This window comes from Bradyrhizobium sp. Ses1 (assembly GCF_059512365.1).
This window is the reverse complement of record NZ_JCAMOQ010000002.1, coordinates 44,164-57,302: the sequence shown is the minus strand read 5'-3', so window position 1 is coordinate 57,302 and position 13,139 is coordinate 44,164. Positions and strand designations below refer to the sequence as shown.

Annotated in this window: 9 protein-coding genes; 5 read left to right on the top strand and 4 right to left on the bottom strand. The window is 63.8% G+C overall.

The genetic code is table 11. The features are described 5' to 3' along the window. Window positions 1-43 precede the first annotated feature (43 nt). A complete protein-coding gene (locus AC5ZG5_RS03280; protein ID WP_456643033.1) occupies window positions 44-1,300 on the top strand; it encodes a sensor histidine kinase in 1,257 nt (418 codons plus the stop codon). Window positions 1,301-1,312: 12 nt separating this feature from the next. Here AC5ZG5_RS03280 and AC5ZG5_RS03275 read toward each other — a convergent pair whose 3' ends face one another. Next, window positions 1,313-3,061: a methyl-accepting chemotaxis protein gene (locus AC5ZG5_RS03275; RefSeq protein WP_456643032.1), complete on the bottom strand. Its 1,749-nt coding sequence runs from the start codon at window positions 3,059-3,061 to the stop codon at window positions 1,313-1,315. A gap of 208 nt (window positions 3,062-3,269) precedes the next feature. Here AC5ZG5_RS03275 and AC5ZG5_RS03270 point away from each other — a divergent pair, with 208 nt between their 5' ends. The 4 genes from AC5ZG5_RS03270 to AC5ZG5_RS03255 all read left to right on the top strand — a co-directional run bounded on the left by AC5ZG5_RS03270 (window position 3,270) and on the right by AC5ZG5_RS03255 (window position 9,860). Further along, window positions 3,270-4,652, top strand: a complete 1,383-nt coding sequence (locus tag AC5ZG5_RS03270) for an ethanolamine ammonia-lyase subunit EutB (protein ID WP_456643031.1) — start codon at window positions 3,270-3,272, stop codon at window positions 4,650-4,652. Window positions 4,653-4,793: 141 nt separating this feature from the next. Then, window positions 4,794-6,380 carry a B12-binding domain-containing radical SAM protein gene (locus tag AC5ZG5_RS03265; RefSeq protein ID WP_456643030.1) on the top strand — a complete coding sequence of 529 codons (1,587 nt, stop codon included), beginning with the start codon at window positions 4,794-4,796 and terminating at the stop codon, window positions 6,378-6,380. A 6-nt stretch (window positions 6,381-6,386) separates the two neighbouring features. After that, the gene (gene eutC, locus AC5ZG5_RS03260; RefSeq protein ID WP_456643029.1) at window positions 6,387-7,157 is read left to right on the top strand and encodes an ethanolamine ammonia-lyase subunit EutC; all 771 of its coding nucleotides are present in this window, start codon (window positions 6,387-6,389) and stop codon (window positions 7,155-7,157) included. 315 nt (window positions 7,158-7,472) lie between these two features. After that, window positions 7,473-9,860 (top strand): efflux RND transporter permease subunit, encoded by a 2,388-nt coding sequence (locus AC5ZG5_RS03255; RefSeq protein ID WP_456643028.1) that lies wholly within the window; start codon window positions 7,473-7,475, stop codon window positions 9,858-9,860. A 144-nt stretch (window positions 9,861-10,004) separates the two neighbouring features. Here the strand turns inward: AC5ZG5_RS03255 and AC5ZG5_RS03250 are convergent, their stop codons facing one another. The 3 genes from AC5ZG5_RS03250 to AC5ZG5_RS03240 form a co-directional block, all read right to left on the bottom strand. Further along, window positions 10,005-10,829: a phosphodiesterase gene (locus tag AC5ZG5_RS03250; RefSeq protein ID WP_456643027.1), complete on the bottom strand. Its 825-nt coding sequence runs from the start codon at window positions 10,827-10,829 to the stop codon at window positions 10,005-10,007. Next, on the bottom strand, window positions 10,826-11,650 hold the full coding sequence (locus AC5ZG5_RS03245; protein ID WP_456643026.1) for a phosphodiesterase: 825 nt from the start codon (window positions 11,648-11,650) through the stop codon (window positions 10,826-10,828). Before AC5ZG5_RS03245 ends, AC5ZG5_RS03250 begins: the two co-directional genes overlap by 4 nt. A 188-nt stretch (window positions 11,651-11,838) precedes the next feature. Further along, the gene (locus AC5ZG5_RS03240) at window positions 11,839-13,119 is read right to left on the bottom strand and encodes an ABC transporter substrate-binding protein (protein WP_456643025.1); all 1,281 of its coding nucleotides are present in this window, start codon (window positions 13,117-13,119) and stop codon (window positions 11,839-11,841) included. Window positions 13,120-13,139: the final 20 nt, after the last annotated feature.

Here is a 13,139-nt window from a genome sequence, read left to right as displayed (position 1 = left end):
TGTGCTTCCAGCAGTTGGCCCACTTGGCAGCAGGGGAGGCGTGGTGTCGAATACTGCAAATGCGAGGCCGGGGGGCGAACCAGCGGCCGTCATGTTGTTTCCGCAGCCGGCGCTGCAACTGGTCTATGACACGGCGCCGATCGGGCTTGCATGCCTGTCTCCAGACTGCCGGTATCTGCAGATCAATCAACGTCTTACCGAGATATGCGGATTGTCCGTCGAATATCATCTCGGACGCTCCGTCAGGGATTGCGTGCCTGCGCTGGCCGACTCGGTCGAGCAGATCGTGCAGTCGATCATGGAGACCGGCGAACCGGTGATCGGCGTCGAGGTCGCCGGTCAACGGGCCGATCAGGGCGATGAGCGTTTCTGGGTAACGTATTGGCACCCGTTGCGCGCGCCGAGCGGCCAGATCGTCGCCATCAATGTCGCGGCGGAGGAGATCACCGAACGCAAGCGCGGCGAACAGGCGCTTCGGCAGGCCCGCGACGCGGCCGAGGCCGCGCTGCAAGATCTGCGAGAGGCCCAGGCTTCGCTGGTTGAAGCCGAGAAGCTTGCTGCGCTTGGCCGGATGGTCGCGGGCGTTGCCCATGAGGTCAACAATCCCGTCGGCATCAGCCTGACGGTTGCTTCGTCGCTTCAGCGCAGGACCGAGCGCTTTGCGGCCGAAGCCGCGCGCGGCGGGCTCCGCCGGTCGACGTTGACCGAGTTCGTCGACGCGATCAACGATGCATCGAACCAGCTTGTCACGAACCTCAATCGCGCGGCCGAACTGGTGAGCGCGTTCAAGCAGGTCGCAGCCGACGACGATCAATCCGAACGACGCGAGTTCGATGTTGGTGAATTGACAGGACGGATCCTGTCGAACCTGCGTCCCGAGTTTCAGGAGCGCGGCATCACATTGAATGCATGGTGCGAGCCAAATCTTCGGATCAACAGCTATCCCGGTCCTTACGGGCAGGTCCTGACGAATCTGGCGTTCAATGTCATCGCGCACGCGTTTCCGGACGGCCGCCGTGGTGCTGTCGATCTGACCGTGCGCGCCGCGGGAGCCGATCATGTCGAGGTGGTGTTCGCCGACAACGGCTCAGGGATGAGCGCCGGGACCAGGCGCCGCGCGTTCGATCCCTTCTTCACGACCCGCCGCCACGAAGGCGCGACCGGCCTTGGCCTGCACATCGTCCACAACATCGTGACCGAGCGCCTGGGAGGACGGATCAGGCTGGATAGCAAGGTGGGCAGCGGCACACGCGTTCAACTGCTGTTGCCGAGGATCGCGGGCGAGCAAAGCGCGCACTAGCGAGCGGAGGGGTCACGCGCTCTTCCGCGCGCCTTCGACCGGATCGGCGCGCAAATTACGGAAGAATTTCTCGACCTCGCGCGACAGCGTCTCCGCCGTCGCGGTCAAATCACCGGACGCGGCAAGCACGGATTCGGCCGCAACGGACGTCTTGCCCATCGCTTCGCTGAGCGAGCCGATATTGACCACCAGCGTATCATTGCCTTGCGCGGCCGCCTGCGCATTGATCGAGATCTCGCGCGTCGCGGCATCCTGCTCGCCGACGGCGCTTGCGATATTCGATGTCACGGCGTTGATCTCGCGTACGGCATTGCCGATCTCGCGTACCGCCTCGACCGAATTGCGCGTCGAGGTCTGGATCATGCCGATATTCTCGCCGATGTCGACGGTGGCTTTCGCCGTCTGTTCCGCCAGCGCCTTGACCTCATGGGCAACGACGGCAAAGCCGCGGCCGGCGTCACCGGCGCGGGCGGCCTCGATGGTGGCGTTGAGCGCGAGCAGGTTGGTCTGCTCGGCGATCGCGCGGATCAGCGTGAGCACGCCGTCGATGCGCTGGGTCGCGGCGGCAAGTCCTTCGATCTCGGCGACCGATTTGTCGGTGCGCTGGCCGGCCTCTTCGACCGCGCCGGCGGACTGGCGGACCTGGCGGCCGATCTCCTGCACCGAGGCCGAGAGTTCTTCGGCGGCGCTGGCGACGGCGGAGACATTGCCCGCGGCCTGCGTGGTGGCGCCGGCGGCCGTCACTGCGCGATCCCTGGCATCCGATGCGACACTGGCAATGGCCTGCGCGGTATCGCGCATCGAGGCCGCATTGTCGTTGACTGCGCGCAGCACGGCGCCGATCGCCTCGCGGAACGTGTCCACCGAGGCTTCGATGTGCCTGGTGCGGTCATCGCGTGCCCTCGATTCCTGCAGCACCTGCGAATTGAGGTTGCGGTTGCGCTGCATCGCCTCCCGGAAGATCTCGATCGCGCGCGCCAGCGCGCCGATCTCGTCGCCACGCCCTGTGTGGGGAACGGCGACGTTCTCCTCGCCTGCCGCGACCTGCCTGATCGTCGTGGTGATCGCGGACAGCGGGCGGGCGATCGAGCGCGCGATGATCAGCACGCCGAACACCACCAGGACCAGCGCCAGGCCGCCGAGGCCGGTCAGCACGAGCGCCATGGTGCGATTGGCGTCGGTCTCCTGCGCCAGCTTCCTGCTGCGCTCGGCATAGACCTTTGACAGCGCCTCCAGATCCTTGTTCAGCGCCGTACGCACGTCGCGGTTGGCGTCGTTGTCGCCCCATTCGCGGCCCGCGGCCGCGCCGATCTCGACGCCGCGGCGCACGAGCTCCTTGCGGAAGTCGACGAACTGCTCGATGCGCTTCTTGAATTTGGCGAACTGCTCGGCATCGTCGGCCTGGACGATCTGCTCCCAGCTCTTGACCACGGCGAGGATGCGCTCGTTGAACTTGAGCAGCCCATCGCCGTATTTCTTCACCGCGGCCGGATCCGTCGACATGTAGATGCCGCGGGATTCCATCACCACCGCATAGACGAGCGAATTGACCCGCTCGACATTCAGCGCCGCGCGGCTTGCCGTCTCCACGGCCTCCGTGAGCTCTGCGTTCCGGCGGCTGTTGTGGTCGGACAGGAAGGTGATGGCCGCGGTCAGCACCGCGAACAGTGCAAAGATCGCATACAGCTTGGCAGCAAGGGAAAGCCGGGACGCCATGGCGCGGACAGGGATGGGGCGGGGGGAGGTCGTGATTTCAGCCATTCGGGGCACTCCAGATGGGCCGGGGAGCACCAACGGCCGGTAAAATCATCCAGAATTTTGGTGGACAATTTCTTAATGCGCGAAGTTCCCCCCATTGCAACCGGTGGCGAGGTAGCCCAGGTGGGACCGGATAGCCGGTCGGCCCCGGTTCTTGCATGGTGATAGACTGTTGATCCAATGAAGCGCGGCCAGCGCGCGGGAATCCCTCATGGTCTATCGCCACGTCATCGGTGCCACCTCTTACGTATTCGGCGATCTGCGCGACCTGCTCGCCAAGGCCACGCCGCCGCGCTCCGGCGACCGCCTTGCCGGGATCGCGGCCGGAAGTGCGCAGGAGACGATCGCGGCGCGGGTCGCGCTCGCCGATGTGCCGCTGAAGCAGTTCCTGAACGAGGCGGTCATCCCCTACGAGGACGACGAGGTCACCCGCCTGATCCTCGACACCCATGATGCCGCAGCCTTTGCCGTCATCTCGTCACTGACCGTCGGTGGCTTTCGCGACTGGCTGTTGTCGGATGCCGCGAGCACCGATGCGCTGCAGAGGCTGTCCCGCGGCATCACGCCGGAAATGGCGGCCGCAGTGTCGAAACTGATGCGCAACCAGGACCTGATCCTGGCTGCGAAGAAATGCGAGGTGACGACCCGCTTCCGCAACACCATTGGGCTGCAGGGCCAGATGAGCACGCGGCTGCAGCCCAACCATCCCTTTGACGACGTCAAGGGCATCACCGCCTCGATCCTCGACGGGCTCCTGCTCGGATCAGGCGACGCCTGCATCGGCATCAATCCGGCAAGCGACGATCCCAATGTCATCGGCGGCCTGCTCAGGCTGCTTGACGCCATCATCACGCGCCTTTCAGTCCCGACCCAGGGCTGCGTGCTGACCCATGTGACGACGACGCTCGGGCTGATCGGGCAGGGCCTGCCAGTCGATCTGGTGTTCCAGTCGATCGCCGGGACGGAAGCCGCCAACCGCAGCTTCGGCGTCGATCTTGCGCTGCTCGGCGAAGCGCGCGAGGCGGGACTGTCGCTCCGCCGCGGCACGGTCGGTGACAACGTCATGTATTTCGAGACCGGGCAGGGCTCGGCGCTGTCGGCGGGCGCCCATCACGGCGTCGACCAGCAGACCTGCGAGGCTAGAGCCTATGCGATCGCCCGTGCTTTCGATCCTTTGCTCGTGAACAGCGTGGTCGGCTTTATCGGCCCGGAATATCTGTATGACGGCAAGGAAATCATCCGCGCCGGCCTCGAGGATCATTTCTGCGGCAAGCTGCTCGGCCTGCCGCTCGGCGTCGACGTCTGCTACACCAACCACGCCGAGGCCGACCAGGACGACATGGACAATCTCCTGACGCTGCTGGCCGCGGCCGGTGTCACTTTCATCATGGGGGTACCTGGCGCCGACGATGTCATGCTGAACTACCAGTCGACGTCGTTCCACGACGCGCTCTATATCCGGAACGTCTTCGGTCTCAAGCGGGCGCCCGAATTCGACGACTGGCTGCTCCGCGCCGGGCTCGCGGGAAACGACTTCCAGCTTACCGATCGTGCAGGGCTGCTGCCCGAATTTGCCTCGCGCCTGATCGCCTGAAACTCGGCGTTCCCTCTCGCAGTGCTCTTTGGCAACGAACCGTTCCCTGCGCGTGTGCGCTGCCACAATCTTGAAGAATTTCTGGCCCAGCGTTCGATGCCGTGCTTACATTTGGTTTAGGCTCGTCTTAAGGAAGTTTTGATGAGAGCTGAGGGCATCGAGACGGCGCGACGCATCCTCTGCGTCTTCCCGCGCTACACATCGGCGTTCGGTACGTTCGAATACGCCTATCCCTTGACCGACGGCGTCAAGGCTTTCATGCCGCCGCAGGGGCTGTTGCTGATCGCCGCCTATCTGCCGGAAAACTGGCAGGTCCGCTTCATCGACGAGAACATCCGTCCCGCCAGCAAGGCAGATTTCGAGTGGGCGGAGGCGGTGTTCGTCAGCGGCATGCACATCCAGCGCCACCACATGAACGACATCTGCCGTCGGGCGCATGCCTTCAATCTTGCCGTCGCCCTTGGCGGCCCCTCAGTCAGCGCCTGCCCGGACTACTATCCGTCGTTCGACTATCTCCACGTCGGCGAGCTCGGCGACGCCACCAATGAATTGATCGCGCGGCTGGCGCGCGATCCGTCGCGCCCACCTGAGCAGGTGGTTCTGAAGACCATGGACCGTGTGCCGATGACGGAGTTCCCGATCCCGGCCTACGAGCTTGCGGAGACACGACGCTATTTCCTCGGCAGCATCCAGTTCTCCAGCGGCTGCCCCTATCAGTGCGAGTTCTGCGATATCCCCGGCCTCTACGGCCGCAACCCGCGCCTGAAGACGCCGCAACAGATCATCGCCGAGCTCGACCGATTGCGCGAATGCGGCATGACCGACACGGTCTATTTCGTCGACGACAATTTCATCGGCAACCGCAAGGCAACACTGGACTTGTTGCCGCATCTGATCGAGTGGCAGAAGAAGACCGGTTATGTCGTGCGGCTCGCCTGCGAGGCGACGCTGAACATCGCCAAGCGGCCCGAGATCCTCGAGAAGATGCGCGAAGCCTATTTCGTCACGATCTTCTGCGGTATCGAGACGCCCGATCCCGACGCGCTGAAGGCGATGCACAAGGACCACAACATGATGGTCCCGATCCTCGAAGGCGTTCAGACCATCAATTCCTACGGCATGGAGGTCGTCTCCGGCATCATCATGGGCCTGGACACCGACAAGGCCGAGACCGCGGACGCGCTGCTTGCTTTCGTCGATGAATCCCGGATTCCGCTATTGACGATCAACCTGCTGCAGGCGCTGCCGAAGACGCCGCTCTGGGATCGGCTCGAACGCGAGGGACGGCTGGTCGAGGACGACAGCCGCGACTCCAACGTCGAGTTCCTTTTGCCCTATGATGAGGTCATCAGCTCCTGGAAGCGGTGCATGGAGGTGGCCTACGAGCCCGAAAAGCTGTTCGCGCGCTACGAGCACCAATGCGACTACACCTACGCCCACCGCGTGAAGGTGCCTGTCAGCCCGGAAAGGAAGAGCTGGGCCAATATCAAGCGTGGGCTGATCATGCTGCGCAACATCTTCTGGCAGGTCGGCGTGCTCGGCGACTACAGGCGGACGTTCTGGAAGTTCGCGCTTGGGCGGCTTCGCCGCGGTGACATCGAGGGATTGATCGCATCTTCGATGATCGCGCATCACCTGATCACGTTCGCGCGTGCGGCTTCGAGCGGCCAGCAGAACGCGTCGAACTATTCGATCCGGCTGCGCGAAGCTTCCGTGCCCGCCGAGTAGCCCGAAATGAAGCCACCGGCGCCGCCGCCCGTTTCGCTGACGCGCCTGCGGGAATTGACGCCGGCGCGCGTCGGGCTCGGCCGTTCCGGCTCCAGCCTGCCGACCGAGGCGCTGCTGAGCTTTACGCTCGACCATGCCCGTGCGCGCGATGCCGTTCATGCGGCTTTCGATCTCAATGGCCTCATTGCGGGATTGAACGAGCTCGGCCTGCAGCTGCTCCAGGTGTCGAGCCAGGCGCGCGATCGCCGCGACTATCTCCGGCGTCCCGATCTGGGACGCATGCTCGATCCCGAATCGCGGCGCGCCTTGGAGAGCCACGGCAGCACGTCCAGCCAACTCGCTCTTGTGATCGGCGATGGCCTGTCGCCGACCGCGGTCAATGTCCATGCGGTCGAACTGGTACGCCATCTATTGCCGCAGCTTGCGGCCGGCCGGATCGATATCGGCGGGACCGTGATCGCGTCGGGCGCACGGGTTGCGCTGGGCGACGAAATCGGCGCGCTTCTCAAGGCGCGCATGGTCCTGGTGCTGATTGGCGAGCGGCCCGGCCTGTCCGCGCCTGACAGCCTCGGCGCTTACCTGACCTTCGCGCCGCGGATCGGCCGCACCGATGCGGAACGCAACTGCATCTCCAACATCCACCGCGCGGGCCTCACCTACGCGGAAGCGGCATACCGAATCGCGTGGCTGGTCCGCGAGGGACTGAGCCGCGAAGTCACCGGCGTTGCCTTGAAGGACGAGAGCGGAGGCATTCCGCCGCAGCTCGGCGCGTCCTGAACACACGATCGGGGAGGCGGGACCGGCCTTCCGAAAACATCACGTTCGAACAAAGAGATGAGAGCGGGACTGCTTCAGTCCGATCCGTTCGTGCGCTGTGACAAATCAGATACTTAATGGCGATTTTTGTACCGCACACGCTGATTTGACCTCTCCCTTGTGCTTGCGAGGCGCCGGAGGGGCCTGTAAAACCGACGACGGTCAATACTTCCGTGTTTTCAAGGGCTAGCCCGATTGGAAGTGACCGCAGAGCGTTGTGCACGCCCGGAAAACCCAAGCTAGACAATTCGCGCCGATTTCAGAACTGGACAGGGCATGCTCGAAAAGAATTCCGAAAGTCAGGTCCACGTCGGAAAGGTCGAGGAGCCGCCGCAGGGGGCCAGTATCGCTTTCGGGCTGGAGCGCATCGGGCTGATCGCGGTCAAGGCGCCGGTCGTCTCGCTGATCGTCCTGGTCGCACTGATGATCGCGGCCGTGTTCGGCGTCCAGCGGATCAAGATCGACGATTCGCTGTCGCAACTGTTCCGTTCCAACACCAAGGACTACAAGCAATATGAGGAGGTGACGAAGCGCTTCCCGGCGACCGAGTTCGACGTGCTGGTCGTGGTCGAGGGCAAGACGCTGCTGGCGCGCGACAACCTCGAGAAATTGCGCGACATGGTCACCGACCTGCAACTGGTCGACGGGGTGCGCGGCCTGATCTCGCTGTTCTCGGCGCGGCAGGCGCCGGAGCCCGGCAAACTGCCGGCGGCGCTATTCCCCAACGAACTGCCGGAAGGCGCCGCCTACGACAAGTTCGTCGAGACGGTGAAATCCAACGAGATCATTCGCGGCAAGCTGTTGTCGGAGGACGGTACGCTGGCCCTGGTCGTGCTGTCGCTCGATCCCGAAGTGGTCTCGAGCAACAAGCTGAGCACAGCAGTCGGCGAGATCCGCAAGGTGATGGCGGACGATCTCTCCGGCAGCGGCCTCAATGCCCAGCTCTCCGGCGTGCCGGTGATGCAGCTCGAGATCCGCAACGCGGTCGAACGCGACGGGCTGACCTACAACGTCCTCGGCATCCTTGCCGGCTGCATCATCGCGATCATCTTCTTCCGCAAGATCTCCTTCATGGTGGTGGCAGCATTCCCGCCGATGATCGCGATCCTGCTCGCGCTCGGCGCCCTCGGCTGGGCCAATTTCAATCTCAACATGTTCCTGAACGTGATGACGCCGCTCATCATGGTGATCAGCTTCTCCGACTCGATGCAGCTCACCTTCGCGGCGCGCGACCGGCTGATCGCAGGGCAGGACAAATTGAGCGCGTTCACCAATGCCGTGCGGGTGGTGGGGCCGGCCTGCGTGCTGACGCACGCAACCGCCGGCATTTCCTTTATCGCGCTGCAGTTCTCCGATTCCGACCTGATCCGCAAATTCGGCGAAGCGGGCTTGGCCGCCACCATCATCGCGCTGCTCGCGGTGTTGTCGCTGGTGCCGGTATTCGGCGTATTGTTCGTGCGCAACGAGCGCATCTTCGCGGTCAAGTTCCAGAGCGCCGATGCTGGCGTGCAGGCGCTGCGCAATTTCTGCTACTGGATCGCGGTCCGCATGGTCAGCCGGCCCGGGCTGTTCAGCCTGGTCGCGCTGATCTTCGTCGGCGGGCTCGGCATCATCTATGCCAATCTCGAACCGCGCTATCGGCTGGCCGACCAGGTGCCGAACAAGCAGCAGGCGGTCGAGGCCAGCAATCGGCTTGACGCCAAGCTGACCGGCGCCAATCCGATCGACGTCCTGATCGAATTCCCGAAGGGCGCTTCGCTCTACGCGCCCGAGACCTTGAAGGTGATCGCTGAGGTTCACTCCACGGTCGAAGGCGCGGCCGGCGTCGGCAACGTCTGGTCGCTGGAAACGCTGCGCCGCTGGCTCGCCGAGAAGGCGGGTGCAACCGACGTGGCGACGCTGAAGGAATATGTCAGCGTCATCCCCGAACATCTGGTGCGGCGCTTCATCTCCGCAAATCAGGATGCCGTGGTGGTGTCCGGTCGCGTGCCCGATCTCGATTCAAGCGAGATCCTGCCGGTGGTCGACAAGCTCGATCACGCCCTCGATAAGGTGCGCGCCGAGCATCCCGGCTACGAGATCGCCGTCACGGGACTGTCCGCGATCGCCGCGCGCAACAGCGCCAGCATGATCGAGAAGCTCAACCACGGGCTGACGATCGAATTCGCCCTGGTCGCGATCTTCATCGGGCTCGCCTTCCGCTCCGTCGTCGTGATGTTCTCCTGCATCCTGCCGGGCATCTTCCCGGTGGTGCTGTCGGGCACGGTGTTGTGGCTGCTCGGCGAAGGCCTGCAGTTTGCGAGCGTGGTGGCGCTGACGGTATCGTTCGGCCTCGGCCTCTCCGCAACCATCCACTTCCTCAACCGCCTGAGGCTCGAGCACAAGCCCGGCATCACCGCAGCGCTCGCCGTCGAGCGCGCAACCGTGCTGGTCGGACCCGCGCTGATCCTGACCACGGTGGTGCTGGCCTGCGGCCTGGTGGTGACGGTGTTCTCCGACCTGCCGTCGCTGCGCCTGTTCGGCTGGCTCTCCGCCTTCTCGATGATCGCAGCCCTCGTCGCCGACCTCTTCATCCTCCGGCCGACCGCGATGTTCCTGATCAACCTGTCGGAGAAATTGCGCGGCACCGCCACGCCACCGCCGCAGGCGAAGGCTGCGGAGTGATGCAGTAAACTGTAGCCCGGGTGGAGCGCCAGCGTAATCCGGGGCCGCGCGGAACGCTGATGCTGATGTCCCGAGTTACGCGTTCGCTTCACCTGGGCTACGAACTGCACCCCGCGAGCGTGGAGGTGAAGGAAAGCAAATCGTCTACCCCAGAACCCCGTTCAGCGCCGCCTTGTCGTGCAGCGAGAACCTCGGCCCGGCATACATGAACGAGCATTGGTGGATCACGATCTGTCCACTGCTCACCGTGACATGCGAATAGTCCGGCGCCTCGTGCGAGCCGGGAATGTGGCCCTCGGTATCGAGGTCAAATGCGACCTGGTGCGCCAGCGCGCGCTGGATGTGGAAGGGGATGCCGTTCCAGAGCCCTGCGATCGGCCGGTGCAGATGGCCCATGAACAGGTAGTCCGGCCGGCGCGTGCGCGCGATCACCTCCCACTCGGCGTCCGGATTCGCAAGGCGAATGGTGTCCATGTAGCGCAGGCCGGTGTCGAACGGCGGGTGATGCTGGAATAAGAGCAGCGGACGGTCGTTCGGCGCTGAGGTCAGCGCATGCTCGAGGAAGGCGAGGCGGCGCTCGCAGAGCAGGCCCTCATGGTTCGGAGCCGCCTCGTTCAACGTGTCGAGGGCGACGATGGTCGCGGCGTCGAATACCTGCATGGATTGCACAAAGCCGTCGCCGTCTCTGACAACGCCAGGAAAATAGCGGCCGAACGTATCGCGGCGGTCGTGATTGCCCATCATCAGGATGGTCGGCGCGTTCAGGCGCGCCAGCACGTTGGCAAGATGCTCGTAAGCCGCGTCCTCGCCCCAATGGGCGAGATCGCCGGTGACGATGACGAAGGCAAGGTCGGGATGGTCACGGTTGATGCGGGTGATCGCGGCCGCGAGCCGCTCCGCCGGATCGAGGCCGTAGATCCTGCGGCCGCTAGCGACGAAATGGGTATCGGTCAGGACGACAAATTTCATCGGACCATGGTCTCCCGGTTCCAGGTCTGATAGTCCGGCGAACCCTCGATGCGGAGCGGACCGTCGTAGCCGAATTCCACCATGTGTACGGTGACGTAATCCTCGCCCAAGAACACAACGCCGTAGGCTTCAGGCAGATCCGACGCGCACAGGACCTCTGTTTCGGCGAACAGCGGATAGCTCGCGTGGTTGGTGCCGCGTAGCGAGGAGACGGGAACGCCGCCGACCGATCCCGCGAGCGGCAGGTGGCAATGGCCGAAGAAGATATGCCGGATCTGCTCGCGATGCCGCGCCACCAATCGCCGGAAGGCGGCGTCATCCAGCAGACGGATCTGATCGAGCGGCGCAATATGCGTCGGCATCGGGTTGTGATGCATGAAGAGCAGGAACGGTCCGTTATGCTCAGCAAGCCGCGCGGCGAGCCAGCCGAGCCGTTCGTCGCAATAGCGGCCCGCATGCGTCTGCGGATGCGCGGTGTCGAGGAACAGGCAGCGTGCGGCGGGCAGGTCGTGGACGCCCTGCACGAAACCGCCTTCTCCGGCGAGGTCGGGAAACACGCCGAGGAAGTTGGCGCGATTGTCGTGGTTGCCGATGCACAGCCGCACCGGGATCGGGAAGGATTCGAGGCGTTGCTTCAGCCATTGATAGTCGTCGCGGTCGCCCCAGTCGGAGAGGTCGCCGGTGATCACCATCAGTTCGGCATCATGGTGATCCCTCAGGACGTGGGTCAGCGCGCGTTCAAAGTTCTTCCGCGGATCACGGCCACCGATGGTCGAGCCCGGCGCAGTCAGGTGGATATCGCTGATGTGGATGAGTTTCATGGGGGCGCTCCGCAATGAGCTGCGGGGCGCATGATACGCCCCGCAGCGGGTTTCGAAAGGTCCTAAAGCGCGATGAGATGAGGATGAATCATCATCGCGCTTTAGGTTATTGTTTGAGCATGATCTCCGCGCAAACGCTCCGCGTTTGTCGCGAGGGAAAACCGCTTCACACTTTTCCGGATCATGCTTTAGCGCGCCGCGCCTGATGTCTTCGGCAGCAGCTTCTGCACGTCGGCGGTCATCTCGGAGAGCACGGCATCAGCCTCCTTGGAGCGCGCGCCGCTGATGATCGAGTTCATGTGGTCCTTGATCACGTCGGTGATCTTGAGGCCGTTATCGCCGGGGAAGGCGTACCATTTGGTCAGCAGCGCCATCTGGCTCACTGCGGTGTAGTTGTTCGGGTTCTTCAAGTAGAAGTCTTTCAGGTAGACTTCGTTGGCGACCTTGTTGGCCGGCATGTAGCCGGTGGTCTCGGCCATGATTGCCGCGCCCCTCGGACCGGCCCAGAACTTCACCACTTCCCATGCCGCGTCGCGCTTGGCTTTGTCCTTGGACAGGATCATCACGACATTGCCGCCCGCCGGCAGGCGTCCGTTCGGCGATGCGACGTCGGGGAAGGTGTGCGTCTTGAGCTCGAACTTGCCGCCGATCATCTGGGTGACCTTGTTCAGATCGGAGGTCGAGGTGATGTGGAAACCGGTCTTGCCGGCGGCAAAGGCCGCGCGCATCGCGGGCTGGTCGAGGTTCGGCATGCCGCCTTCATTGACGAGGCGGGCGAGCATGCGGATCGCGAACTGCCCTTCGGGGCCGTTGAAGGCGACTTTGGTCTCATCGGTATTCAGCATGGTGCCGCCGCGCGCGAACACCGGAGCCTGCCACAGCCAGTTGCCGGTGATGTCCCAGACATAGGTCACGCCGTTGATGTCAGGGCCGAGCGCCTTGATCTTCTTCGCCTGTGCGATCAGCTCGTCCCAGGTCTTCGGCAGGTTGTTGGGATCGCCGCCGGCCTGCTTCAGCAGGTCGAGATTGACATAGACGATCGGCAGCGAGATCGCGAAGGGCAGGGCATAGATCTTGCCGCTCGCGGTGCCGATGTCGAACATCGCCTGGTGGAAACCCTGGCGGTCGAAATTCTTCTCGGCGGCGATGTAGTTGTCGAGCTGGGCCGGGATGTTCTTGTCGACGAGCACGCGGATGCGGTTCAGGCCCTGGAAGGTGACGTCGGGCATCTGGTTCGTGACCGCTTCGCGCAGCACCTTCTGGGTAGCGTCCTCATAGGATTCGTAAGGCGCGCGCAGCGTGATCTTGATGTCCGGCCGCTCCTTGGCGAACTCTTCGGCAATGCGCTTGTGAGTCTCGGCGAACAGTTCCGGATACGGATATTGCAGCACGATCTCGGTCTGCGTTTGTGCCAGCGACGCGCTGGCGGCAAGCGACAGCACGGCTCCGGCGATCCACGATTTCAGCATAGGACAGGCTCCTGTTTGAG